This window comes from Pseudofrankia asymbiotica, assembly GCF_001983105.1.
GTDB lineage: Bacteria > Actinomycetota > Actinomycetes > Frankiales > Frankiaceae > Pseudofrankia > Pseudofrankia asymbiotica.
Genome location: NZ_MOMC01000107.1, coordinates 1 through 23,918 on the forward strand (window position 1 = coordinate 1; position 23,918 = coordinate 23,918).

General features: G+C 71.3%; 21 protein-coding genes. 13 read left to right on the forward strand and 8 right to left on the reverse strand.

The features are described from left to right. The coding region (locus tag BL253_RS42025) for an RHS repeat-associated core domain-containing protein (RefSeq protein ID WP_198946534.1) at positions 1 to 527 on the forward strand (527 nt) is incomplete at its 5' end. A gap of 637 nt (positions 528 to 1,164) precedes the next feature. Here the strand turns inward: BL253_RS42025 and BL253_RS36255 are convergent. The 4 genes from BL253_RS36255 to BL253_RS36270 form a co-directional block, all read right to left on the reverse strand. Further along, positions 1,165 to 2,103 (reverse strand): hypothetical protein, encoded by a 939-nt coding sequence (locus BL253_RS36255; protein WP_076822383.1) that lies wholly within the window; start codon positions 2,101 to 2,103, stop codon positions 1,165 to 1,167. A 184-nt stretch (positions 2,104 to 2,287) separates the two neighbouring features. Next, positions 2,288 to 3,673 (reverse strand): IS110 family RNA-guided transposase, encoded by a 1,386-nt coding sequence (locus BL253_RS36260; RefSeq protein WP_076822384.1) that lies wholly within the window; start codon positions 3,671 to 3,673, stop codon positions 2,288 to 2,290. Positions 3,674 to 4,249: 576 nt separating this feature from the next. Next, a complete protein-coding gene (locus BL253_RS36265; protein ID WP_096336173.1) occupies positions 4,250 to 9,151 on the reverse strand; it encodes an FtsK/SpoIIIE domain-containing protein in 4,902 nt (1,633 codons plus the stop codon). Between the two features lie 253 nt (positions 9,152 to 9,404). Next, positions 9,405 to 11,693: an NAD-binding protein gene (locus tag BL253_RS36270; RefSeq protein WP_076822386.1), complete on the reverse strand. Its 2,289-nt coding sequence runs from the start codon at positions 11,691 to 11,693 to the stop codon at positions 9,405 to 9,407. 328 nt (positions 11,694 to 12,021) lie between these two features. On the opposite strand from BL253_RS36270, the gene BL253_RS36275 reads away from it, so the two are divergent. From BL253_RS36275 to BL253_RS36325, 11 genes are all read left to right on the forward strand, one after another. Next, positions 12,022 to 13,008: a hypothetical protein gene (locus tag BL253_RS36275; RefSeq protein ID WP_076822388.1), complete on the forward strand. Its 987-nt coding sequence runs from the start codon at positions 12,022 to 12,024 to the stop codon at positions 13,006 to 13,008. 299 nt (positions 13,009 to 13,307) lie between these two features. Beyond that, positions 13,308 to 13,628, forward strand: coding sequence for a gas vesicle protein GvpO (locus BL253_RS36280; protein WP_076822389.1), 321 nt, complete (start codon positions 13,308 to 13,310; stop codon positions 13,626 to 13,628). A gap of 127 nt (positions 13,629 to 13,755) precedes the next feature. Then, entirely contained in the window at positions 13,756 to 14,268 is a 513-nt protein-coding gene (locus BL253_RS36285) for a gas vesicle protein (RefSeq protein ID WP_076822391.1), read from the forward strand. After that, on the forward strand, positions 14,268 to 15,461 hold the full coding sequence (locus tag BL253_RS36290; RefSeq protein WP_076822392.1) for a GvpL/GvpF family gas vesicle protein: 1,194 nt from the start codon (positions 14,268 to 14,270) through the stop codon (positions 15,459 to 15,461). The genes BL253_RS36285 and BL253_RS36290 overlap by 1 nt, the downstream gene beginning before the upstream one ends. After that, positions 15,454 to 15,885: a gas vesicle protein gene (locus tag BL253_RS43200; protein WP_081439049.1), complete on the forward strand. Its 432-nt coding sequence runs from the start codon at positions 15,454 to 15,456 to the stop codon at positions 15,883 to 15,885. Before BL253_RS36290 ends, BL253_RS43200 begins: the two co-directional genes overlap by 8 nt. Positions 15,886 to 15,938: 53 nt before the next feature. Then, positions 15,939 to 16,559, forward strand: coding sequence for a gas vesicle protein GvpK (gene gvpK / locus BL253_RS36300; protein WP_241835462.1), 621 nt, complete (start codon positions 15,939 to 15,941; stop codon positions 16,557 to 16,559). Beyond that, positions 16,556 to 17,071 (forward strand): gas vesicle structural protein GvpA, encoded by a 516-nt coding sequence (locus BL253_RS36305; RefSeq protein ID WP_076822396.1) that lies wholly within the window; start codon positions 16,556 to 16,558, stop codon positions 17,069 to 17,071. The genes gvpK and BL253_RS36305 overlap by 4 nt, the downstream gene beginning before the upstream one ends. Before the next feature lies 1 nt (position 17,072). Then, positions 17,073 to 17,879, forward strand: a complete 807-nt coding sequence (locus tag BL253_RS36310; protein ID WP_076822398.1) for a GvpL/GvpF family gas vesicle protein — start codon at positions 17,073 to 17,075, stop codon at positions 17,877 to 17,879. Positions 17,880 to 17,952: 73 nt separating this feature from the next. Beyond that, positions 17,953 to 18,882 carry a hypothetical protein gene (locus tag BL253_RS43205; RefSeq protein ID WP_198946535.1) on the forward strand — a complete coding sequence of 310 codons (930 nt, stop codon included), beginning with the start codon at positions 17,953 to 17,955 and terminating at the stop codon, positions 18,880 to 18,882. Positions 18,883 to 18,892: 10 nt separating this feature from the next. Then, positions 18,893 to 19,924, forward strand: coding sequence for an SRPBCC family protein (locus BL253_RS36320; RefSeq protein ID WP_076822401.1), 1,032 nt, complete (start codon positions 18,893 to 18,895; stop codon positions 19,922 to 19,924). A gap of 155 nt (positions 19,925 to 20,079) precedes the next feature. Next, entirely contained in the window at positions 20,080 to 20,697 is a 618-nt protein-coding gene (locus BL253_RS36325) for an HD domain-containing protein (protein ID WP_241835463.1), read from the forward strand. A gap of 188 nt (positions 20,698 to 20,885) precedes the next feature. On the opposite strand, the gene BL253_RS36330 is transcribed toward BL253_RS36325, so the two are convergent. The 4 genes from BL253_RS36330 to BL253_RS36345 all read right to left on the reverse strand — a co-directional run bounded on the left by BL253_RS36330 (position 20,886) and on the right by BL253_RS36345 (position 23,247). Continuing rightward, positions 20,886 to 21,749, reverse strand: a complete 864-nt coding sequence (locus BL253_RS36330) for an SAM-dependent methyltransferase (RefSeq protein ID WP_241835464.1) — start codon at positions 21,747 to 21,749, stop codon at positions 20,886 to 20,888. A gap of 282 nt (positions 21,750 to 22,031) precedes the next feature. Continuing rightward, complete coding sequence (locus BL253_RS36335; RefSeq protein ID WP_076822406.1) at positions 22,032 to 22,349, reverse strand: GNAT family N-acetyltransferase; 318 nt, start codon at positions 22,347 to 22,349, stop codon at positions 22,032 to 22,034. A 79-nt stretch (positions 22,350 to 22,428) separates the two neighbouring features. After that, positions 22,429 to 22,812 carry a winged helix-turn-helix transcriptional regulator gene (locus tag BL253_RS36340; RefSeq protein ID WP_076822408.1) on the reverse strand — a complete coding sequence of 128 codons (384 nt, stop codon included), beginning with the start codon at positions 22,810 to 22,812 and terminating at the stop codon, positions 22,429 to 22,431. Positions 22,813 to 22,920: 108 nt separating this feature from the next. Continuing rightward, on the reverse strand, positions 22,921 to 23,247 hold the full coding sequence (locus BL253_RS36345; protein WP_076822410.1) for a hypothetical protein: 327 nt from the start codon (positions 23,245 to 23,247) through the stop codon (positions 22,921 to 22,923). A gap of 329 nt (positions 23,248 to 23,576) precedes the next feature. Between BL253_RS36345 and BL253_RS36350 the strand changes: the two genes are divergently transcribed. Further along, a partial coding sequence (locus BL253_RS36350) for a transposase (RefSeq protein WP_081439050.1) occupies positions 23,577 to 23,918 on the forward strand: 342 nt, incomplete at its 3' end.

Sequence of the window (23,918 nt, forward strand, 5' to 3'; positions counted from 1 at the left end):
TCCCCGGCCAATACCACGACCCCGAATCCGGCCTCAACTACAACTACCACCGCTACTACGACCCCGAGACGGCCAACTACCAAAGTTTCGATCCCCTCGGACTCGAACCGTCCCCAAATCCGCGGGCTTACATCCAGAATCCGCTCACCTGGTATGACCCACTAGGCTATTCACCTTGCACAGATCCACCCAGATTTATAACGACCGCCACAGGTCACACAATTGATCGACAGTCGATTTCCACCAAGATAAGCCAGAAACAATTGAGGCACATAATGGGAAGACCCGAGTATCGCAGAGGTAGCTACCTTAATTCCACAGACGATGCCCGCAAGGTTCTCAACGCCTTCCACGATGGTAGCGCTAAGATTCTCGATGTCACCAGCAATGATCACATTATCATCCGATATGACGGAGTGACTGGGTTTAACATGAATCCRAGCGTCGGCTATTTCAACCAACCGACGAACATTTTTATGATCAAGGGGTCTACGCATCCGAGCGTAGTTCCGACGAGCCCTCGGTAAGGTGAGGAAATCTGCCGCGGAACTGCGTCGCGAGAATGATCTGGTTCTCGAYCTGGTTCAGGCATCTCTCGGGTTAATATCTCACRATATAGCCGAAATTGCACTTGAGACCACCACTGATTCCGTAACCATACACTTCGCAGTTCGATCCGACTCGCCGGCAATCCGTGAAGACATCGAAGATATTGTTTTCGAACTAGACGCGCTCCGCGGTGGATCAACTCCAATTGAAACCAAAATTGCCGTTCAAGCATTTCAGGAAGACTGGCCCRGCAGATCCCACCGGACAGTCTACCTCGCCAAATTTGAGGAATGGAATAGATAACGTCTTTAGTTTGCAAATGYCGGCAGCATCGTCACGGCCGGTGGGGGCTTCGGCCGATGACTCGAGAAATAATTGGCCGAACTCGAGGAGCAGGCCGCGAGAGACGGACTGGTGTGACACCTCGTTCGGCGCCTTGAGCGGAGATTGGTACCGGTTATTGGTGACAGGTTTATTTCGCCGCGGAAGACCAGTATGCCGTGGTCGCGCACCCGGGCTTGACGACTGCAAATTTCCGATCCTCGGCATAACTTTGGCAGGTCCAAGGGCAGCGTTGGCTCAATCCATCTTGGCACAGGAATTGGACGCAATCGATCAAGTCCGGACGACAACGCAGGTGGGGCGAGGGCATGGGTGGGGAGAATTGGGCCAGCCGGCGTGTTGGAGGAGCATGGCAATTTCGGCGGCTAGGTCGCAGGGGTGGTCGTGGACGGCGGCGAAGCCGTAGCGCAGGGGGTGGTGGCCGGCGAGGACGGCGGTGTTGTCGATGCGCTGGTCTCGGGCGCGGGCCAGAGGTGGGTGGGCGAGCAGGCCGTCGAGTTCGACTCGGACGCCGTAGTCGCGGTAGAAGACGTCGTCGTACCAGATGCCGCCACGACGCGGTCGGATTACCTGACGCTCGCCTTTGGGTAGGCCATGGGCTCGTTCGATGTCTCGAAGGTAGACGAGCTCGAGGATGGAGTGGCAACCCTCGGCGACGTCCCGAAGCCCATCGGTCAGGGCTTTGCGCCATCGGGCTCGGGGGCGGGCGTCGAGGGTGACTCCCAGCCGGTTCACCRTCGTCATGCGGGCACCAACCGCCCTTGCCAGCCAACTGATGGCTTCGTCGAGCGTGTGGGAGCACTGGGTCAGATCGATGACCGTTTCCTCGATCCGGGTCTGGGGCGGTGTTCTGACGGGGTGACGGATGAGGCCGGCTCGGGTTGTGCGATGGAAGCGGACGCCCGGGATCGGAGTTGGGGTGCGCTGGTACGGCACGGTGACGTGGATAATCGGGCTCGGGCCCTCCAGCAGACCGGCCAACTCCGCCGCGGTGTCATGGCTGAACATCGCCCCTGGGCCGGCCCGCAGCAGTACGGTCCACAGTCGCGCCTCTCGCGGCAACGGTCCGCTGAACGTGGCGTAGACGCCGGGGAAGACGCGGACCCAGCGCCTGGCGGCGATATTGGCCTCGATCCGCCCGTCGGTGATCCCGCAGCCCAGCGCTTGGTCTCGGCTGACTACCCCGCACTGCTCCCGGACCACTTCCAACACACCTCAAGAATCCCTCCACAGAGCCCGCGTCATGCCCTCTCGCGCGACCTGTGGATGACCAGTCACCTGTGGGAAACCTCCCCCTTCATGATCTGACCGGAAAATCCAGCTGAGGGTGGGCAGGCTCGCGCCCACCGGCGTTCTTGTGCGCTGGTGGGCGAGGGTGGGTTGGTTGCTGTGTCTGTCAGGCCGATGCGGCGAGCGCGGTGGTGATCTCGGTGGGGGTGGCGCCGAGGTCGGCGAGTTCGCGGAGCAGGGCGCGTTTGCGGTGGTTCTTGTTCAGCCGGTTGGTGTGGTAGTCGGCGCCGAGGTCGTGGAAGCGGGCGGTCGGGTCGTTGACCAGCTGCCAGATGATGATCAGGATGGAGCGGGCGACGGCGACGAGGGCTTTGAGTTTGCCGCGGTGTCTGACGAGACGGCGGTAGCGGGCGCCGAGGAAGGTTTTCGTCTTGGCGGCGGCGGTGGCGGCCTCGCCGAGGGCGCCGCGTAGGTAGCTGTTGCCCTTGCCGGTCTTCCCGCTGCGGGTGGTGGCGCCGGACTGGATCGTGCGGGGGGACAGTTTCGCCCAGGAGGCGAGGTGGCCTGGGGTCGGGAACTGGTCCATGCGGGTGCCGATCTCGGCGAGGACGACCTGGGCGGTGTGCCGGGAGATGCCGGGGATCTCGTCGAGCCGGTCGAGCAGGTCGGTTCCGAACGGCACCGGTTCGGTGTCCGGTGCCTGGTGTCCGCCGGTGGCGGTGTCCTCGGGTGGGGGTGTGGGGTCGTCGCTGTCAGGTGTTGGCAGCGCGGCGACCTGTTCGTCGATCCTGGTGGTGATCTCGGCGATCTGGTGGTCGAGCGTGTCGATCTGGGCGAGCAGTGTCCGCACGAGGTAGGCGTGGTGGTCGCTGAACTGGCCGGTCAGCGCCGCGGCCAGTTCGGCCCTGGTGGCCCTGACCCGGCCGCGAGCGAGCCCGGCCAGCCGTTTCGGGTCGCGTTCCCCGGCGACCAGCGCGTCGAGCATCGCCCGGCCGGAGACCCCGAAGATGTCGGTCAGGACGGTCGACAGTTTGATCAGCGCGTCCTCGAGGATCTTCTCGACGCGCTGCTTGTGCCGGGTCCGTTCCGTGGTCAGGTCGTGGCGCAGCCGGGTGAGGTCGCGTAGCCGACGGATCTCGGGCGGGGGCACGAACGACGGGCGCAGCATGCCGCGCTCGGCGAGCTTGGCCAGCCACACCGCGTCGAGCTTGTCCGTCTTGGGCCGGCCGGGGACGTTCTTCACGTCGCGGGCGTTGACCAGCCACACCGACAGGCCCCGGGCTTCGAGCAGGTAGTAGAACGGCCGCCAGTAGTCCGAGGTGGACTCGAGCACGACCCGCTCAACGCCCTGGCAGGCGAGATGGTCGGCCAGCTCGATGATCGACCCGGTGATCGAGGGCACGTCCCAGACCCGGGTGTGCCGGCGGCCCTCCTTCGTCTCGTGCGGCAAGCGGGTACAGACCTTCCCGATCCGCTTGCCGATGTCGACCGCGGCGACACGAGCCACGATCTGTTCATGCTCGCCATCGGCGACGTCCTCGGGACCGTTCATCGCGGGGCAGACTCCTGAGCTCACACGGGACTGGCCAGGGTGACTGCCCGGGGACCCGAGGGAGATCAGAAATCTGACCGGCGTGCTCGTGGCACAGTGCGCGGCCCACAGGGCCGGGTCCCAACACCAGACTGGTGCACGGCCTCCAAGACCAAGATCACAACGGCGTTGGCGGGCAGCCGGACCCACCTTTTCAYGCCGTCGCGGCGTCCCAAGGGCCAGGGTTACTGGTGGGATTTTCGGAGTCACGGGTCCGAGGATCCCACCAGATCATGGTGGAGCTCGCTGACTTCGCGGGCGATAAGGGCCTCGGAGTGAGAGTCGATCTGATCGGCGGGGATAAACTACTTCCTTCTCGTGGCCGGGCCGGCCCTGAATCTAGGATCGCGCTCCAATTCAGTTCTGCACCTCCACCCCGGAAGATGGTCACGCTTAAACAAGGCTCGAACACGGGTTCCGACCGGAGAGAAATACGATCCTCATGATCTGGTGGGATTTTCGGCGTGATAGCGCCGAAAATCCCACCAGATCATGGTGGACCGCCTCGTCCCGCTCGCCGGTTTTCGTCAGCCACGGTCAACGTGCGAGTTGGAGGAGGACGGTGGTGCTCTGGAGGATGAGGTAGCCGCGGCCGGCGGGGGTGGGGAAGAACTGGTCGGGTTCGAGGCGGAGACCGTGGTCGCGGGCGATGTGGGGGCTGGTGGGGGTCAGCAGGAGGATGCCGCCGGTGGTCTTGATCTCGTTGGTGACCTTGAGCAGGGAGCGGCGTTGGCCGTTGAGGACGGGGGTGGCCTCGCCGCAGAGGATCAGGGCCTTGTGGCCGCGGGCGGCGGGGCTCGCGGCTTCCTCGAGCAGGGTCGGGGCCTCGGCGAAGCTCACGACGCTCGCGCCCACGCTGACCTGGTCGAAGTCGTCGACGACTACCGCGAACTGGCCGTCGCCGAACGCCTCGGCGGTCTCGCGCAGCTCGATGTCCTTGAGGGTGCTGCCGGCGACGACCCGCACGCCCTCGTCGGCGGTGTCGACGAACCGGGGCAGGTCGGAGCGGGGCGGGACGACGAGGAGCACGCCGACGCCGACGCGGCGCAGGCCGCGGGCGATCGCGGCCGCCGCCGTGGTTCGCCCGGAACCGGCCGGACCGGAGACGAGCAGCGCCTGGGGACCGGTGTCGAACGGGTCGAAGCCGACGACGGTGACGTCGCGGCCACCGACGCCGAGCGGCAACCAGGTCTCGGACGGACGCGGGTCGGGCGAGGCCAGGCCGCCGGGCCGGGCCGGGCCACCGGGCGAAGCCACTCCGCCGGCCGGAGCCAGCCCGTCCGGCGGAGCCAGCCCGTCAGGCGGAGCCAGCCCGTCAGGCAGAGCCGGCCCGTCCGGCGGAGCCAGCCCGTCAGGCAGAGCCAGCCCGTCAGGCAGAGCCAGCCCGTCCGGCGGAGCCAGCCCGTCAGGCAGAGCCGGCCCGTCAGGCAGAGCCGGCCCGTCCGGCGGAGCCAGCCCGTCCGGCGGAGCCAGCCCGCCGGGTGAGGCCAGTGCGTCGGCCGTCACGGAGGTCGGGAGCGACGGGAACGGCCGCGGCAGTCGGTCCGCGTCGAGGGCGGCGACGGCGGCGTGGTCCGGGCGCGTGGTGAGCCATTGGGCCAGCTCGGCGGCGGTGAGCCCCGGGCGCGCGACCTGCAGGTGGGTGCCGGACGAGGCCTCGACGGCACGGCCGGGCAGCTCGGGCGGGCTCACGACGCCGGACGGGTAGTGCATCCGGCGTAGTTCCTCCCTGCCGAACGGGAGGAGGACGCGGCGGGTGAACAGGTTCGCGGTCCGGCTGCCGGCCAGGTCCTGCCCGCCGATGGCCACGACGTGCACGCCTACCGGCGGGCCGGAGGCGATCACGTCGCGCAGCAGGGCGACCATCGACGTCTCGACGAAGGTCGGGTCGGACCGGTTCTCGAAGTAGTCCCAGCCGTCGACGATGAGCAGGATCCGCGGCCGTCGCCCGCCCGCGCTGGCGGCCCCAGCCCCGCCCGTGACCCCGCCCATGCTCGCGGCCCTACCGCCGCCGGCAGCCCGGCCACCGCCGCCGGCAGCCCGGCCATCACCGCCGGCAGCCCGGCCATCACCGGCGGTCCCGCCGCCACCGCCGACCGTCCGGCTGCCGCCGACAGCCCCGGCGGCACCGCCCACGCCGACGGCGGCAGCCGGGCCGAGGCGGGCGGTCTGGCGGGTGGTGACCTCGTCGGCGAGCCAGGTGAGCAGGCGGCGGATCCGGTCGGGCTCGCCGGCGGAGATGACGGCGCCGCAGTGTGGCAACGCGGCGTAGTCGGCGAGCCCGGACGGCTGGCGCTCGATGACGTAGCACTGCGCCGCGTCCGGCGAGAAGCGCAGCGCGAGGCCGGTGATCAGGGTCCTGGCCAGGGTGGTCCGGCCGGTCTGCGGGCCGCCGGCGACGAGCATCCGGTCGGTGCCGTCCAGGTCGAAGGCGGCCGGAGGCTGGGCCTGCGCCACCGGCTCGTCGAGTAGCCCGAACGGGATCTCGGAGTGGGCCGGCGGGGCGGTCGCCACCGCCGCGAGGCCGTTGAGGATGAGGTCCGCGGGCAGGGGTGGCAGCAGCGGCCGGCGCGGCGCGGGCCCGCCGGCGTGCGCGGCCGCGCGCTCGATCGCGCGGATCGTGAGCGTCTGGTCGGTCGCCGCGCCGCCGTGATCGACCTTCTCCTCCGGCCGGGGAGTACCGAGCGTGACCCAGCCGATAACGCGGACCCGGGCGGGCCGGCCACCGCCGACCGGTGGCGGGTCGCCGAGGTAGCCGGACTGGAACAGCCGCGGTGTGCGGGTCTCGTCCTTGGTGCAGAGGATCATGCCGCGGCCACGCAGCCGGCCGGGGATGGTCGCCGCGTCCGGCACGCCGAGCACCTCGACGCTGTCGGCGGGCTCGTTCTGCCGCAGGGTGATCCGCAGGTCGATGTTGTTCTTCAGCTCGGCGGAGAGCTTCCCCTGCAGTGACTGGGTCGCGAGCACGAGGTGCATCCCCAGCGAGCGCCCCTTGGCCGCGACGTTCACGAGCTCCTTGAGGAAGTCCGGCGAGGTCTCCAGCACGCGCGCGAACTCGTCGAAGATCATAACCAGTCGCGGCAGCGCCACCGCCCCGTCCGGGTCGCCCCCACCACTGCCACCGCTCCCGCCACCGCCACCGTCGTCGCTCCCGGCCCTGCCCAGGCCCCTGCCAGCAGCAGCACCACCACCACCACCGCCGCCGACGCTGGCGCCACGGCCACCACCGCCACGCAGCGTGCGCCAGTATTCGTCGATCTCGCCGCTGTGGCGGGCGAGCAGCCGCTCCCGGTGGCTGACCTCGGCGCGCACCGAGGCGAGCACGCGCCTCGCCGCCGCCTCGTCGAACACGTCGGCGGCGGTCTCCCCGGTCGAGCGGATCAGCGCGACGACGTGCGGGCAGCGCTCGAACGGCAGGAACGCGCTGCCGCCCTTGAAGTCGACGAGCACCAGGTTCAGCTCGTCCGGGGAGTTCGCCAGCAGCAGCGACGTGACGAGTGTCTGCAGCAGGATGCTCTTCCCCGCGCCGGTCGCGCCGCCCAGCATGGTGTGCGGGCCCTGGGCGGCGAGGTCGACGGCGACCGGCCCGTCGGCGTCGGCGCCGAGCGGGACCCGGGTCGTCGGCCCGGGCGAGGCCGACCACAGCTGCGCGACGTCGCCCGGGCCCGGCTGCTGGCCGATCCCGAGCAGGTCGAGGAAGCGGACCGGGTAGGGGATGTTCGTCTGGAAGCCGCCCAGCGTGAGCCGGTCACGCAGTGGGGCGACGGCGCGGGCCAGTGCCTCCGCCTCGGCGGCGGTGAGGCCGTCGGCGCGCCCGGTCCGCTCGCCGTCCCTGCCGGTCACCCGGAGCGCGCGGTGGTCGTCGACGACGCACTGGACGCGGCACTCGGCCATGTCGTGCCGGTCGACGGCGATGACGTAGACGCCGGACTCCGGGCCGTCGCGCAGCACCGCCCGCATCCCGGCCAGTTCGCGCAGTGGCAGCGCGCCGTCGAGCAGGACGACGACGTCCTCGGCGAACCGGACCTGGGAGTGCCCGCGCCGTTCGGCCGTGCGCAGGGCGATCAGCTCCCGCAGCTCCCTGATGCGCTCGGCCCGGGTGGTGGCGGTGTTGCCGACCCAGCAGGGGATGTCGCCTGCCTCGCCGGCCCAGGTGTGCGGCAGCCAGGTCGCCCAGTACGGTTCGCCGTCATCCGACGAGGTGAGCAGCACGACGCGCAGGTCATCGGGGCCGCGCAGCACGCCGAGCTGGGCGAGCAGGAAGCGGGCGAGCGCCCGCGACGGCTCCTCGGGGCCGGCGATGCCGAGCACCCCGGCGGCGCGCAGGTCGACGGTGAACGGGACGGACCGCAGCCGCGGCTCGGCGAAACCCTCCCAGCGCTCGCCGCGCAGGTCCAGCGACGGTGGGGCGTCGGTAAGGCCGAGGCGCAGCAGCAGCGCGTCCGGGGAGTCAGCGGTGCGGGGCCACACCTTGCGGCTGGCGCCGGTGGCGGCCATCGTCAGGTCGAGCCGGTCGGGTGCCCGCCTGCGGCGGATCCGTTCCTCGGCGTCCAGCAGGCGCGCGATCTCACGCAGTGCCGTCGCCTTGCCCCGTTCGAGCTGCTCGCGTTCGGTGCGCCGCTGCCGGCGGTCCCCTACCTGGCTCCCGACGATCGTCATCGGCCCGAGCAGGCACATCAGCAGGATCAGCAGCCGGCCCAGGACTACGGCCAGCACCACGCCCATCACGACGGGCAGCAGCGCGGACAGCCAGACGCCGACCCGGGAGGTGGCCGGCCGCGCGTGCGACAGCGGCAGGGTGACCTCACCGGGGGTGACCACGGGCGGGGAGTCGAAGGCCCGGTCGAAGTCGAGCCGGCCGTCGCCGCCGGGCCTGGTGACCAGCGGGGTGGGCGGCAGCGGCACCCATTCGATCCGGTCGGAGCCGACCTCCAGCAGCGCGCCCGGGGGCAGCTCGGTGGGGCCGGTGAGCTGCACACCGTCGAGGAAGGTGCCGTTGTGGGAGCCGGCGTCGCTGGCGAGGACCCGGCCGTCGACGTCGATCTCCAGCTCGGTGTGCTGGCGGGATGCCTCCTCGCAGTGCAGCACCACGTCCGCGTCCGCGGACCGGGCGACGAACCACCGCCCCGGCGCGAGCCAGGCGACGAGGCCCGCGTCGTGCCCGTCGACGACCCGCAGCGCGCCGACCACCCCGCGAGGCAGTGACCGTGAGCTGGGGCCCGGCGCCCCGATGCTGATGACAGCCCCCTGCAGCAGCGGGCTCTCCCCCACCGTCGCCGCCGGGTCGAGCCACTCGTCGCCGACGTAGCAGGGCCGGCCGGCGGCGGGCAACGGCAGCGCGTCCAGCACGGAGGCGACGGTCGCGTCCGGCTCGGCGGACACCTCGACATCGCGGCTCGCGCCCGTGTCGGCGTTCCGCGTCGTCAACCTGATGATCACGATCGGCCCGCCTCGGACCCGGCGCTCACGGGCCGCGGCACCCCGCGCCCGACCGACAGAACCTGCCGCACCACAGCCATTCTCACGATTCCCCCGTACCGGACAGAATAGTCGGCGCCCAGCGCGCGCCACCGGTGACGCGTGGCCTCTGACTGATCTTCGACCCGCCGAAGCCACGTTGCCGTCGGAGGGCAGAAATCGCGATCATGCCGGGCGGTGGAGCGGAACGGGGCCGACCTGCCCAGGGGCGGCGTCAGTCGTCGAGGGGATCGGTCTCCGTGGCGGCGGCGACCGCGCCCGCGGACCGCGGACCGCCGTCGGCCGGGCTGTGGTTCAGGCGGATCATGTCGACGACCTCGGTGACGGGGCCGACGACGAGCAGTTCGTCGCCGGGGCGCAGCCGGGTGTGCCGGCCGGGGCGGAAGTTCGGGCGGGCACGGTCGCCCGCCTGACCGTTGGAGCTCGGCTCGGCGAGGCTCGGCTCGGCGGAGAGCGGGCCGGCGGAGAGCGGGCCGGCCGTTCCGCCGGGGCTGTCGGCGGCGGCGAGGTCGGGCGGTGGGGCGGTGACGGCGAGGACCCGTGCGCCGGTGGCGAGCTCGGCGAGCGTCGGGCCGGCCAGGGCGGCGCCGGCGCGGACGACCATCCGAGCGACCAGGAACGGAGTCCGCTCGACGTAGAAGGTGCTGATGACGTCGTAGCCGAGCGTCGCGCCGATGAAGTACGGGGACGCGAGCGCCGCCGCGCTGCGCACGGTGTGGATGTTGAACCGGCGMTCCACCTCGTCGGTCATCGTCGAGTCGGCGATCCGCAGCACGACCCGCAGCCCGGCCTCGTCGGCCGGTTCCGGGGACCGCGGCCCCCGGCCGTAGGCGCGCCCGCCCGCCCCGGTGGCGCGTCGAGCCCGGTCGTCGCGTGCCTGGACGAGCTCCTCGTAGGCGTCCCGTGCCGACAGGACGGTCTCCAGGTTCGCGACGCCGTCACTGGTGAGGGCCGCGAGYGCGATCGCGTGGCCCAGGCCGGCCTGCAGCAGGGTCGCGCGCACCRTCGCGTCGCCGACCACGACGGGGACGCCGCGCTCGCGCGCCACGGGYAGGAACCGGTTGTTCTCGTCGCGCTCGATCACCACCACCCGCCGGCCGGCGCGCAGCAGGCCCTCCATCGTCGCCGTGCCGACCTTGCCGAGCCCGCACAGCACGACATGCCCCCGTACCGCCCCGGCGCGTCCCCGGCCGAGTGCCCGCTCGAGGCGGCGGCTGATGATGATGTTGGTGATGAATGCGTAGATCACCGCGATCGACAACGCGCCGACGAGCATCAGGAAGACGCCGAAGACCTGCAGCCAGTGATCGGCGGCGCCGAAGTTGTAGTCGCCGTAGCCGACGGTCGCCATCGTCTCGACCGTCAGGTAGAGCGCGTCGAGGGCGTCGAAGTCGGGCGGCGCGCCCGGATTGTGGTCGGCGTAGCTGAGCGTCAGTACGGTGGTGCTCACGATCATGATCGTGAGCACCGCGCCGAGCGCCCAGCGGAACGGCCGGTCGAACTCGCCGCGCACGGTCGCCGCGAGCGCCCGTACCCGATCGGCCGGCCGCCGGCCCCCGCCGTCCTGGCGAGGCCCGTCACCCGTGCCGTCCGCGCTCTCGCGCTCGTCGCCGGTGTCGCCAGCGGCGGCCGCGGCGGCGAGGGCGGCGAAGGTCCGGGCCTCGTGCAGCCCGGCGACGGCCATCCCCCGGGTGTCGAACTCGGCGAGCCGGCCGAGCACCGTCAGCCGGTCGCCGGGGAACAGCGGGACGTCGCGCGGCGGGCAGAGCACGGCGGCGCGCTCGCCGGGCCGGCGCAGCGAGATCGGCGTGAGGTCGCCGTAGCGGGCGCGGAAGGCGTCGGCCTCGTCGACCGTCGCCTCCGCGACGACGAACACCTCGGACACGTCGGACACGTCGGATCCGGGGCCGGGGCCAGGGCCAGCGCTGAGGGCGGGGCCGGGGCCGGGGCCGGGGCCGGCGGGATCGGACCTGTCGGTCTTGAGCTCGTCGAGCCCGAGCCCGAGCCTGGGCCCGGGCTCGTCGGTCGCGGGCCCGTCCAGCCGGTACCGGGCGTCCATCGTGAAGGCGTGCACGACGTCGGAGCGCACGCAGGCCTCGACGAAGCTCGGCCCGACGCGGGCGGCCATGTTGATCACATGCGCGGTCGGGATCGCGGCGGCGATCTGGTCGCCGAGCTGGGCGTTGCCGATGTTCACCACGAGCCGGGTCGTCGGTGCCACGTCGGCCGCGGCGAGGGCGGTCTGCAGGTTCTCCAGGTCGATGTCGTGGCAGGCGGCGACGGCGAGTGCCGTGTCGATGTCCGCCTCGCGCAGCGCCTCGGCGCTGTGCGCGCTCTCGGGCACCACCCGCACGCCCTGGCGTTCCAGCCGGCGGCGCTGGCTCGGCGCGCCCTGGTCGTCCACGACGACGACCGTCACCCCCGACGCCACCAGCTGCTCGGCCACCCGCACCCCAAGTGCGCTCAGCCCGCAGACGATGACGTGCCTCGACGCGCTGGCCATGCCGTCGCCTCCTCCCCCGGACGAAGCGAACCACGCGGCGCCCGGCCGTGGTGAGGCGCCCAGCCGGCGACATCGCGAGGGGGCGCGCCGGCAACACCGATGTCATGGGCGGGCAACGCCGCACGACCGGCTCGACCGTGACGCACAGGCCGAAATTGATCCGCCATGGGGTACCTCAAGGGCGGCGGATGAGAGTCGCGCGCACGACGGTGGGTGTGGCGCGTGRCCGGGCGAAAAATCCGGATGGGTTACGCCACAGCCCCTATGCTGCGGATGTCAGATCTTGACGTCTCAAAATTCCCCTGTCTGTCCGGCCTGTGAGGTTGTCGTGTCAGGAAGGCGTGGCCTCGCCCTGCCGCTGTCGATCGCGGCGGCGTCCGCCCTGCTCCTGGCCGCGCTGGCCGGATGCTCCGGTGACGGCGTGCCGTCGCCGCGGCCGTCCGCGTCGGCCTCGCCCACCCCGCTCGCGCCCAAGACGCCCCCGGCCCTGACCACGATCTCCCGCACCGACTTCCAGAAGGCGCTGTCGGACGTCGACGCGGCGCTCGGGCCCGGGTTCGGCGCCATCGGCGGTGCGCAGACGCCGTCCGACCTGTCGGGCGCTCTCGGGGCCGTCGCGCTCAACCTGGGCGCGCAGGCGGACGCCCTCGACCGCCTCCGGCCCCCGCTGGCCGCCGTCACGGCGACGAAGCAGCTTTCGGCCGCGCTGCGCGCGCTGTCGAACGACATGACGGCGGTGGCGACGGACGCCAACAACCAGCGGGTCTGCACGGGCGCGTCCGGCATGCCCCATGTGGCCAACAGCCCGGGCGCCGACGCGTTCCGGCTGGCATTCCTGGGGCTGAACACGGCCAACGCCGCACACCCGTACACGTTCGGCGCGTTCCTGCCGGCCGCCGGCCCGGACCCGAACCGGCGCCCGGGCACCGGCCCGCTGCCCGGTGGCCGGCGCGGCGGCTACGGGAAGCTGACCGTCGACAACCAGGGCACGGTGGACACCGTCATCAAGATCATGTCCGGCGGTGAGCTCATCCGCTCCATCTACGTGCAGGCCGGCGCCAAGGCGAACGTCGACGCGATCCCCAACGGCACCTACGAGGCCTTCTACACCAGCGGCTCCGACTGGGACGACGGCACCCGCCGCTTCACCCGCGACTGCGAGTTCGACAAGTTCGACGACCCGCTCCCGTACACGACCAGGACGACGAGCACGGCGATCGAGTACAGCGTCTGGACGCTGACGCTGCACACCTCGTCGCTCGGGGGCGGCGCCCCCACCAGCCCTGTCGACCCAGGCACGTTCCCCGGCGCCTGACCGGCCCGCCGGCCCGCCGGGACCGCGACCCGCCGGGACCGCGACCCGCCGGCACCCGCGCGCCGCCGCCGTGCGCCGTCTTCTCCGGGCGCGCGGCGGCGTCCCGCGCCGGACGTTCCGTGAGCCTCCTATCCCTCTCGACGTGGACAAAGGCCCAGGCAGCGGCCCACGATGCGTGGCCAGGTCCGACGTGCCGTCCGGGTTTCCGGGGCCGCTCAGCGGGGACGAGGAGCGCGCGGCTGTCGACCGGCCGTGAGCGTTCTCCCCCTTGACCCGGACCCGACCAGGCGAGTGATCGCGTGACTGCTTCTCAACGCGGCGAGCGCCGGTTCGGTGCCGGTCGTGACGCCCCCGCCCCCCGTGGCGGCGGGCTCGCCTCGGTTCTCCGATCGGCTCTCGACCAGTTCGCGCAGCTCACCGGGCAGCAGCCCGAGCGCGTAAGCGGAGTACGCGCCGTCGATGACGGCTGGTCCGTCCTCGCCGACGTCGTCGAACTCGAACGGATTCCCAGCACGACCAGTGTGGTGGCGACCTACCGGGTGGACGTCGACGAGGACGGCAATCTGCGCGGCTACGAACGACTGCGCCGGTTCAACCGCGGCGCCACCGATCCACTCTGACTCCACTCTGACCCGGGCGCCAGCTCCACCCCGACGAACCGCATCAGGCCCCGCCCATCTCGCCTCGTCCCCGCGCCGTACCGCCCGCCCAGCGCAGCGCGGGCCCCACCAGTCTCCCGGTGGCACGATGACCGAGCAGATCCTGACCTCGCACCGGCCCACCCGACAGTGGACCGGCCCACGCAGCGACACCCTTGCCGACGTCCTGGAACGTGTCCTCGACAAGGGTGTCGTGATCGTCGGCGACGTGGTCGTGAGCGTGCTCGACGTCGAGCTGCTGACGCTGCGGCTCCGGTTGTTCATCGCCTCCGCCGACACCGCCCGGGAGATGGGCCTGGACTGGTGGCTGAACGACCCGTTCTTCAGCTCTAAGGCCGCGCCGTCGAGGGAGCGGGACCAGGACGCCCTGGCCGACGAGAACCGGCGGCTGCGGGAACGCCTCGACACGCTGGAACGCACGCTGGGCCGCAGCCCTCGCGCGGCCGCGTTGCCGGACGCCGAGACGGGCACCGGCGCCACCGACGTGATCGCCGGCCAGGCCACCGGCAGGCGCGCCGGGGAGCCCGCCACCACCCGGTCTGTCCCCGGCTCCGGGGCCACGGGACGGTCCAGCGGCCAGGCCGAGGCCGGGAGGCCCTGATGGCGCGGCCGGCTGAGGACATCCGTCAACTCGCCCGTCGGCTCGCGCCCGAGGTTCTGAACGAGGCGGCGGCGGACGCGCGGGAGCAGGCCCGCCGTCGGCTGGCCGAGGCGCTGGCCGACGAGATCGTCATCGCGGCGCTGGCCAAGGACGTGCCCGCCTCGGCGACCAACCATCGGACGGATATCCGTCCGGTGGATGTCCGACCACCAGATATCCGTCCCACGGATATCCGTTCGGCTGGCAGCCGTCCGCCGACCTCCTCGACGGAGCCGGGCCAGGAGCGGACGAGTCCCGTCTCTCGGGAGGAACACGACCAGCCGCCCCAGGCCGAACCGGTCACGGAGACGCCCAGGAGCGCTCCCCCGCCGCACACCGGCCTGTACGCGTACGGCATCACGGACGCGGCGACGGACACCCACGACATCGTCGGCCTCGACGACCAGACGCCGGTCGAGACCCTGCCCGTCGGGGAGGCCGCGCTGGTCATGTCGACGATCGAGCTCGGGCTGCTGGCCGGCCTGGAGGACGACGTCTCCGCGACCGGGCAGCTCTCCGAATCCGGTCGGCTCGCCGACCTCGCCAGTCGGYATGACCGGGTCATGCGCCTGCTCCTCGAGCGCGGCCCGGTGCTGCCGCTTCGTTTCGGCACGGTCCTGCCAGACCGGCCGCGGGCCGAGCGGCTGCTGCGGGCGTCGGCGGGCGAGCTGGTCGACGAGCTGGACCGGGTCCGTGGCCACCACGAGTGGGGGCTGCGGGTCACGCCGCGGGAAGAAGAGGAGGAGGACGACGACGCCGGGGACGAGGACACGCGGCCGACCGGGGCGGCGGGCACCTCCGGCGACGGAGACGAGACGCCCGCGGCCGGGAGCGGCACCGCCTACCTGTCCGCCCGGCGCGCGGACCTGCGCCGCGCCGCGGAGCGCGAGGAGCGCCTGACCGAGCTGACGAGGCGGATCCACAACGAGCTCGCGGCGCTGGTCTCCGACGTGGCGATGCGATCCGGGCGCCCCGGACCGGGGCGTCTGGACGCCGCCTACCTGGTCGCGACCGCCAAGGAGGACGACTTCCTCGACGCCGCCACCACTGCCGCGCGGGAGCTGACGGATGCCGGCTGCGAGGCCCGCCTCACCGGGCCCTGGCCGCCGTACTCCTTCGTCCGGCTGACGCTTGGGGAGGCACGCGATGTCTGACCTCACCCGGAGGGCCGCCGCCAGACCCGACCCGACGGCCAGCGACGGAACGAGCCACGGCACTCGACCGGGCCGCCGTCCCGGACTGGGCTCCGGCCGCTCCCTCTCGGACCTGCTGGACAGGGTCGTCGACCGGGGAGCCGTCGTCAGCGGCGACGTGATCATCGGCCTGGCCGGGGTGGACCTGATCCGGCTCGATCTGCGGTTGCTTCTGGTCGGTGCCCAGAGCGCGATCGAGGCTGGCGCGGGCGCGGGGCTTCGCCCCAGCCCGGTGCCGAGCCGGGACGAGGTGGCAGACGTGATCGAGGGTGCCGTGATCCACGACGGCGCCGACGACGACACCCRCCGCGACGGCGAGGACCACGCCACGGATCACGCCCGGCGGGCCGACCATRCCCGGACCGACGTGCGGACCGAGCCGTGACGGCGCCAGAACCGCCCGGGCGTACGGGGCGCACGGGGCGCACGGGGCGTGCCGTGCGCCTGACCGCCCGTCCGGAAGAGGTCGGGCGCGGGCTGGGACAGGTCGTGGTGGTGCTCCTCGAACTGCTCCGCGACCTGCTGGAACGGCAGGCGGTACGCCGGATGGACAGCGGCACGCTGCCCTCCGCCCAGGTCGAGGAGCTGGGCCAGGCGCTGATCGAGGTGCGCGAAGCGATCGCGCAGGTCCGGGACTCGCTCGGCGTCAGCGCCGAACAGGCACGGGCGGCGACCGCGAGGGCCCGCGAGCTGGTGGGCGAATGGCCACCCTCGGACGGCAGGGACCAGCCTGGTCTCGCCGCGCGCGCCACTGGCGCCGCGCGCGCCACTGGCGCCGCTCGTGACGGCGTCGGCCGCGTCGGCCGCGTCGGCCGCGTCGGGCGGGAGAGCCGCGCGGGCGGCCGCGCAGCCGCGGGCGGCCGCGCAGCCGCGGGCGCGGGCGGCGCCGGCGGTGGCCGCCCGCGCGCCAACGCCGACGGCGCGCACGGCGACCACATCCACAGAGACGGCGGAATACCGGCCGGCGGCACCCGCTCGGCGGGCCGGCGGCATCACGAGAGAGGGCGGCCCGCACCGTGTGCCCATGACGCGGCGCCGCCCGGTTGGGACCTGCCATGACCATGGCGGCACGGTCGACCGGCCGCGCTCCCCGCCCGAGCAGCCTCGCTGACGTGCTMGAGGTCGTCCTCGACAAGGGCATCGTCATCGACGCGTACGTACGGGTCGCGCTGGTCGGTATCGAGATCCTCACCATCGACGCCCGGATCGTCATCGCGAGCGTCGACACCTACCTGCGGTTCGCCGAGGCGGTCAACCGGCTGGACCTGAGTTCGAGAGAGCAGGAACAGGTCACGGGCGTGCCCGGCCTCGTCCAGTCCGTCACCGAGGGCGTCACCGAGGGCGGATCGCGGCACAAGGCGAAGGGAGCCCTGGAAGGCGTCAAGGACACGGCGCAGGACTTCGTCGGTTCGCTGCGTGGCGACAACCAGGACGAGGCCGAGGCCGAGATCGGGAACGGGAACKGGAACGGCTCCAGGTTCGAGCACGCCCGAAGCGGAGGCCGGGATCTGCCGCCCGGCCGGGCGGCGCCGCCCGGCCGGGCCGGCGCTCGGCACCAGGGCGGGGGCTGACATGCCGTCGCTACTTCTCTACGGCGTGGTCCGCGACGACCACCCGCTGGCGGACCCGCCGCCGCTCGGCGTCGGCGACCCGCCGGGGCGGGTCCGGCTGGTGCGGTGTCCTCCGGCGGCCGCTGTCGTCAGCCCGGTCCCCGACCCGGTGCAGATCACCGACGAGGACGCGGAGCGCCATCTCGACGTCCTGCTGGGACTCCTCGCCGACGGCCCGGTCATCCCGCTGCGGCTGGGATCGGTCGCTCCGGACGAGGACGCCGTCCGGGAGGAGGTGCTGGGCGCGGCCGCGCCTGACCTGCGCCGGCGGCTCGACGCGCTGGAGGGCCTCGTCGAGGTGCACGTCGACGCGGACGAGGACGAGATGAGCTCCATCCGGGCGGTCATCGCGGCCGACCCGTCGCTGGCCGCGGCGCGGGAAGGGGCCGAGACGCTCCAGAGCGAGCCGAACCTGCGGACCCGGATGGCGCTCGGTGAACGAGTCGCCGACGGCGTGGTCCTGCGCCGCCTGCACCAGGCGGAGACCCTGCTCGAGCAGCTACGCCCGTTCTCGGTCGCGGACACCGGGCGGGGACCGATGGGTGGCCCGGAGGATCCCGTCCTGCGCTGGGCCTTCCTCGTCCACCGGGACTCCGAGCCGCGCCACCGCGACCTCGGGCACTTCGACGAGGTGGTGGAGCGTGTCCGTGACGATCATCCCGAGCTCGTGATCGAGTACGTGGGCCCGCTGCCCACCTTCCACTTCCTGGACCTCGCCGAGCCCGTCGAGGCGGCCGGCGACCCTCAGGGCAGCCGGTGGGGCTGGTGAGCCCGGTGAAGCTGGCGAGCCCGGTAGGGCCGGTCAGCCCGATGGCCCAACGACGGGCCGGAAGGAGTCCGCGATGAACATCAAGCTGTTGATGGCCGGTGCGGTGGGCTACGTCCTCGGCAGAACCAAGAAGGGCAAGGCGGCCGTGCGGCTGGCGTTGTGGGCCRGCGGCCACGACACCAACGTCAAGGACCTGGCTCGGTCCCAGGCAATGAAGTTCCTCGAGTCGGAGGACGGGAAGAAGCTGGTAGCCCAGCTGCGCGGCCCGGTGCTCGAAGGCGGCATGAAGGTCGCCCTCTCGGCCTACGAACAAGGGGTCGGAAAGCTGACGGAGGACCTCTCTCGCCGCACGTCCGAGCTGCGGCGCTCACTGGACGAGACGCCGGCCGCCGACCTGGGCGCGAAGGCCGGGTCCCTCGCCGGCACGCTGACCGACACGCTCGGTCGTTGGGGCGGCGCGCGTGCCGAGAAGGCCGACAAGACGGAGGCCGAGCCGGCGGAAGCCGAGGAGCCGAAGGCCGAAGAGCCGGAAGCCGAAGCTGAAGAGCCCGAAGCCGAAACCGAAGAGCCCGAAGCCGAAGAGCCCGAAGCCGAAGCTGAGGCCGAAGCCGAAGAGCCGGAAGCCGAAGCCGAAGAGCCCGAAGCCGAAACCGAAGAGCCCGAAGCCGAAGAGCCCGAAGCCGAAGCTGAGGCCGAAGCCGAAGAGCCGGAAACCGAAGAGCCCGAGCCCGAAAAGCCGAAGGCCGAAAAGCCGAAGGCCGAAGAGCGCCGCGGTGAGGGCGCCGGGACCGCCCGAGCGAAGGCCAAGGGGAGCCGATCCGGCTCTGCCGGGCAGGAGGGGACGACGGGGCCGAGCGAGAGCCGTGAGCCCGAGCGCCGGGAGGGCGCCAAGGCGGCGGGTCGGCGACCGCCGAGCCGGCCGCCGGCGGACCGGGGCGAAGCCGCGTCGACCGGGAACCGCCCGCGGACCGGCGGGACGTCGTCGAAGCCGAAGTCGAAGTAGGAGAGACGATATGGCGAAGTCCAACGGCCATCCGCGCGGAGGCGGACTCGTCGGCGCGGTCCTGCGCAACCCGGCGACCGACCACCTCATGCAAGAGGCGAAGAGCTTCCTCGCCACCAAGGGCCAGAAGGCTGTCCAGCAGGTCGGCGAACGTCTCGGTTCTGCGACCGAGGGGCTCGGGCCCGCGGCCGAAGGGGTCAAGAAGCTCGCCGCGGGCGAGTCCCCGGGCAAGGCCGCGACGTCGACGGCGCTGAGCGCGCTGAAGCAGAAGGTAAAGGGGGCGCTCGGCATGGGCGGCGGCGTGGGCAAGGCAGGCAGCACGGGCGAGCCTGGGCCGCCGAAGGTCACCCACATCATGGAGACCGTCGATGTGGGGGTGCCGATCTCCACCGCCTACGACCAGTGGACCCAGTTCCAGGAATTCTCGAAGTTCATGAAGGGCGTCGAGGGTGTCGACCCGAAGAGCGAGACGGAACAGAACTGGCGAGTCAAGGTCTTCAAGTCCCGGCGGACCTGGCAGGGCAAGACCCTGGAACAGGTTCCGGACCGACGGATCAAGTGGACAACGGAAGGCGCCAAGGGGACGACGAAGGGCGCGGTCACATTCCACCCGCTGGCCGACGACCTGACCCGGGTCGCGCTGACCATGGAGTACTACCCGAACGGGTTCATGGAGAAGATCGGCAACCTCTGGCGCGCCGGCGGCCGTCGCGCTCGCCTCGACCTGAAGAACTACCGCCGCTTCATCACCATCAAGGGCGAGGCCAGCGGATCGTGGCGCGGCGAGATCCGCGATGGCGAGGTCGTCCGGGGGCCTGACGAAGAGGGCCAGGAGACCGAGGATCAGGAGACCGAGGGCCAGGAGACCGAGGGCCAGGAGACCGAGGGCCAGGAAGCCGAGGGCCAGGAAGCCGAGGGCCAGGAAGCCGAGGGCCAGGAGCTTGGGGATGAGGAAGCCGCGGGCCAAGAGGCGGACGAGGAGACAGAAGACGGCGAGGAGACAGAAGAGGACAGGGAAACCMCTGAAAGTGCCCGCTCGTAACGACACCAGGCTGACGTCTCCTCTCTCCTCTCTCCTCGGTTCACCGGGCCGACGTGCGGCCCGGCGATGGCCGCGACATGGTGAGCGGGTCGACGGTTCAGCGAGACGTTCCGGCGGGGGGTTTCATGTCCATCACCAGGGATAAGGTCGCCAATGTGGCCATACCGGACACGGCCTTGGCCACGGAGGCCACGGAACTGGTCCGCGAGGCCACGGACGACCTCGTCTACCACCATTCACGGCGGGTGTACTGGTTCGGCAGTCTGCGGGGCCGTAACCGGAGGCTGAGCTTCGACCCGGAGCTGCTCTACATCGGGGCGATGTTCCACGACCTCGGTCTGGGCGAGTCGTTCCGTGGGAGCGGCCGGCGCTTCGAGGTGGACAGCGCGGACGAGGCGCGGCGTTTCCTTCAGCGGCACGGTGTGCCCGAGGACAGCATCCGGCGTGTGTGGACGGCCATCGCGCTGCACACGACGCCGGGCATCCCGGAGCTCATGGAACCGGAGATCGCCCTGGTGACGGCCGGCGTCGAGTACGACGTGCTTGGAATCGGCTACGACGACATCAGCGACGCCGACCGGGAGGCCATCACCAGGCTGCACCCTCGGCCCGACTTCAAGAACCAGATCCTCCGTGCTTTCACCGCCGGCATCGCCCCCAGGCCCGAGACAACCTTTGGCAATGTCAAGGCCGATGTTCTTGAGCGTTTCGTCCCTGGCTTCCGTCGCGCCAACTTCGTCGACACGATCCTGAACTCGCCCTGGCCCGAGTAGGGACGTCCCTGGACGCCCTACCTCGAGCCACAGCAAAGAATCGCCAGCCGCCTCACGTCTCGCCGTCCGCGTTGTCGGGTGCGTCGTCGACCGTGCCAGGTGGAGTCACTCCGGTGAGCGGGCGAGCGGACCCGACAGCGACCGGCCGAGGGCGGGCGGCGCGACCGCTCTCGGCGCGGGCGCGCCTGTCAGTTCTTGCGGGCCAGGCCGCAGTGGGAGGCCAGGGCCTTGCCGCGGGCACGCTTGCCGGGGCGCCACAGGGGGGTCGAGACGACGCCGGGTGGCAGCAGTTCGAGGCCGTCGAAGAAGTGAACGAGCTCTTCCGGCGTGCGGGAGCGGTACGGGGCGGCCCCGATTCTCTCGTTGCGGCGTACCGCCTCGGAGCGCTCCGGGCTCTCGGTGCCGTCGTTGAGCGCCAGGTAACTGCCGCTCGGGAGGGCGTCGACGAGCTTGCCGACGATGGCGTATGCCTCGTCGTCGTCGATGACGTTGGCCATGACGCCGAACAGGACCAGCCCGACTGGTTTGGTGAAGTCGAGGATCTTGCCGGCCTCGCGAAGGATCTTCCCCGGCTCGCGAACGTCGGCGTCGACGTAGGACGTGACGCCCTCAGGGGTACCGACCAGCAGGGCACGCGCGTGCGTCAGGACAAGGGGGTCGTTGTCGACGTAGACGACCCGGCTCTCGGGCGCCTCGCGCTGCGCCACCTCATGAGTGTTGTCGGCGGTGGGGAGCCCGGTACCGATATCGAGGAACTGCCGGATACCCTCACCGAGGGTGAGATGGGTGACAACCCGCTGCAACAGGCGCCGGGAGCTGCGCGCGATATCGATGATCTCCGGGAAGATCTCGGCCGCCTGGTCAGCGGCGAGACGGTCGGCGGGGAAGTGATCCTTCCCACCCAACCACCGGTTCCATATCCGGGCCGAATGAGGCACGGACACGTTGAGCGACGCCGCCAGACTGGCAGCGGGCAACGCGGAGGGGTTGGACACGCGGCTGTCCGATCCGTATGTGTCTGTCGGGTTGTTCCCTTTCCCGTGATGGTACATCCAGGCGCCCTGTCTCAAGACTCTCAACCCGGACAGACACGCTACCGTTACACAGTCGACATGATGGCCGCCGACTCGTGCGGTGACGGTCGGCTGCTGCCTGGATGGCACCGGGCTCAACGGCCGCTGACCTGGCCGCGCGGAACTGGGGACGCGACATACCGATGCCCGGACTGGCGACGGATCGCGGCGTCGTCGAAGCCGGCACGGCGTTTCCGGACCACCCTCTGTCAGAGTGGCCCGCCGCAGCTGGGCGGTGTCCGATTCCGGCCCGGCGTGACGTCAGCGCCCGGAGTCGTGGTCGACGTTCCAGTCCGGGTCGACGAGGTCGGCGTAGTCGGCGTGGCGTTCGATCCAGCCACCGATGAACGGGCAACGCGGCCAGACCTTCAGCTGACGGTCGCGGGCCGCGTCGAGCACGCCGCGGGCGAGTTCGCTGCCGACTCCCCGGCCCTCGAACCCCGCTTCGGTCTCGGTGTGGTTGAACGCGATGATCCCCGGATGCAGGGAGTAGGTCACGAAGCCGGCGAGCGCACCGTCTATGTCCAGCTCGAACCGGTGTCGCTCAGACACGTCGGTCAGCGTGCGCTTGTCCGTCATTCGATCTCTCCTCGCATAGGTCGCGCCTGCCCGTCAGCCTGCCAGGCCGGTCCTGCTGCCCGTTCCGGTGCGCCGTCCGTCAGGGCTCGTCGCGGGCGTGGGTGGCGGAGCCTCGGGGCACCCGCTGGCGGGTGGAGAGGCCGGCCCATTCGTGCGCCCAGTCGGACAGCGGCTCGAGCAAGCCCTGCAGGCGGCGGCCGTGGGCGGTGAGCCGGTAGTCACCGGCTTCGTCGACCTCGATCAGGCCCGCTTCGCGCAGTTCGCGCGCACGCTGGCTGAGCTGTGCCGACGGCGCGTCCAGGGTCGTTTCGAGCGAGCGGAACGAGCGTGGCGTGGCCCGCAGGCTCCAGAAGATCGCCAGGCCGTGCCGACGACCCAGCAGGTCGAGCAGCGTGGCCAGCGGGAGGTCGGTGCCGCCTCCCGTCCGGCTTTCCGGCGCAGGCCGGGACGCGGACCGGCTCATCGTCTCCTCATGTTTCGCTCACACGTCGTCGCCTGGTCACCCGCCACGATCGAGGTCCATCCGGCGGGTGTCATGTCAACCCGGCGGGTGACATTGAGCAGGCTCGCGTCAGGGTGTGGTGGACGCACCGAGGCCGTTCGAGGGCAGACCGTTCGAGGCCGGGGTGCCGCTGGCCGGGGTGCCGCTGGCCGGGGCGAACCGGTCGGCGGACGAGCTCGGCCCAGGAGCGGGCTCGCTACCGCCCAGCAGGGTTCTGGCACGCCGGTAGACGCCGCCCACCTGCGCCGAGACGATGCCGGCGACGCTCTGGACCTCCGGTCGGTCCCAGACCAGCCGGGCCTGCCGGGTGAGGTCCTCGTAACTCTCCCGGCCGGCCCGGGTGCCGAACAGATAGCCGACCCCGAACGCGAGGGCGACCGAGGGGCGGATCCGCATGCTGCCTCCCAGGGCTGAACCGAGCAGAGCCGGGCCGGATGCTTGGCTGTAGCGCGGCCGTCCCCCGCGGGTCGACGACGTCCTCACACGCTCACACGCCCGAGCTCACACCCCTGAGACCCCTTCGGCCTCGGAGCCGCCCGCGCGCCAAACGATCAACGTCAGCCCGTCCCACCACGACCACAACGGACAGTACCGGGTGACACCCCTATCCGTCAGGATGAGATGAGTCAGGCAGTAGCTATCATCTTGTGACCTGGGCGGGTAGGGAGAGGAAGATCGTGACGATGGCAGTGCCGRCTGGGCGGGGCCTGGTCGATGATGTCCGTGTGGACGAGCGTGAAGGTGGTGGCCGGCGGCCGGACCCTGAGGTCGAGCCGAAGGCGCGGCGGCGGTCGTTCTCGGCGGCGTACAAGCTGCGGATCCTGAACGAGTACGAGGCGGCGCCGGACGGTCAGAAGGGCGCGATCCTGCGGCGGGAGAATCTGTACTCGGCGCATATCGTGGAGTGGCGTAAGGCCCGGGAGGCCGGGGCGTTGGCGGGCCTGTCGAAACCGAAGGGCCGCCCTCCGGTCGATGACCGGGACAAGGAGTTGGAGAAACTCCGTGCGGAGAAAGCCAAGCTGGAGAAGGAGCTGGCGAAGGCCCGCTTCGTGATCGAAGTCCAGGGA

Bases quoted from the DNA above. Each gene is read 5' to 3' on its own strand.
- BL253_RS36260 (WP_076822384.1), bottom strand. From the start codon at position 3,673: ATGAACGGTCCCGAGGACGTCGCCGATGGCGAGCATGAACAGATCGTG.
- BL253_RS36285 (WP_076822391.1), top strand. From the start codon at position 13,756: ATGACCGAGCAGATCCTGACCTCGCACCGGCCCACCCGACAGTGGACC.
- BL253_RS36310 (WP_076822398.1), top strand. From the start codon at position 17,073: ATGCCGTCGCTACTTCTCTACGGCGTGGTCCGCGACGACCACCCGCTG.
- BL253_RS36330 (WP_241835464.1), bottom strand. From the start codon at position 21,749: ATGTACCATCACGGGAAAGGGAACAACCCGACAGACACATACGGATCG.
- BL253_RS36335 (WP_076822406.1), bottom strand. From the start codon at position 22,349: ATGACGGACAAGCGCACGCTGACCGACGTGTCTGAGCGACACCGGTTC.
- BL253_RS36340 (WP_076822408.1), bottom strand. From the start codon at position 22,812: ATGAGCCGGTCCGCGTCCCGGCCTGCGCCGGAAAGCCGGACGGGAGGC.
- BL253_RS36345 (WP_076822410.1), bottom strand. From the start codon at position 23,247: ATGCGGATCCGCCCCTCGGTCGCCCTCGCGTTCGGGGTCGGCTATCTG.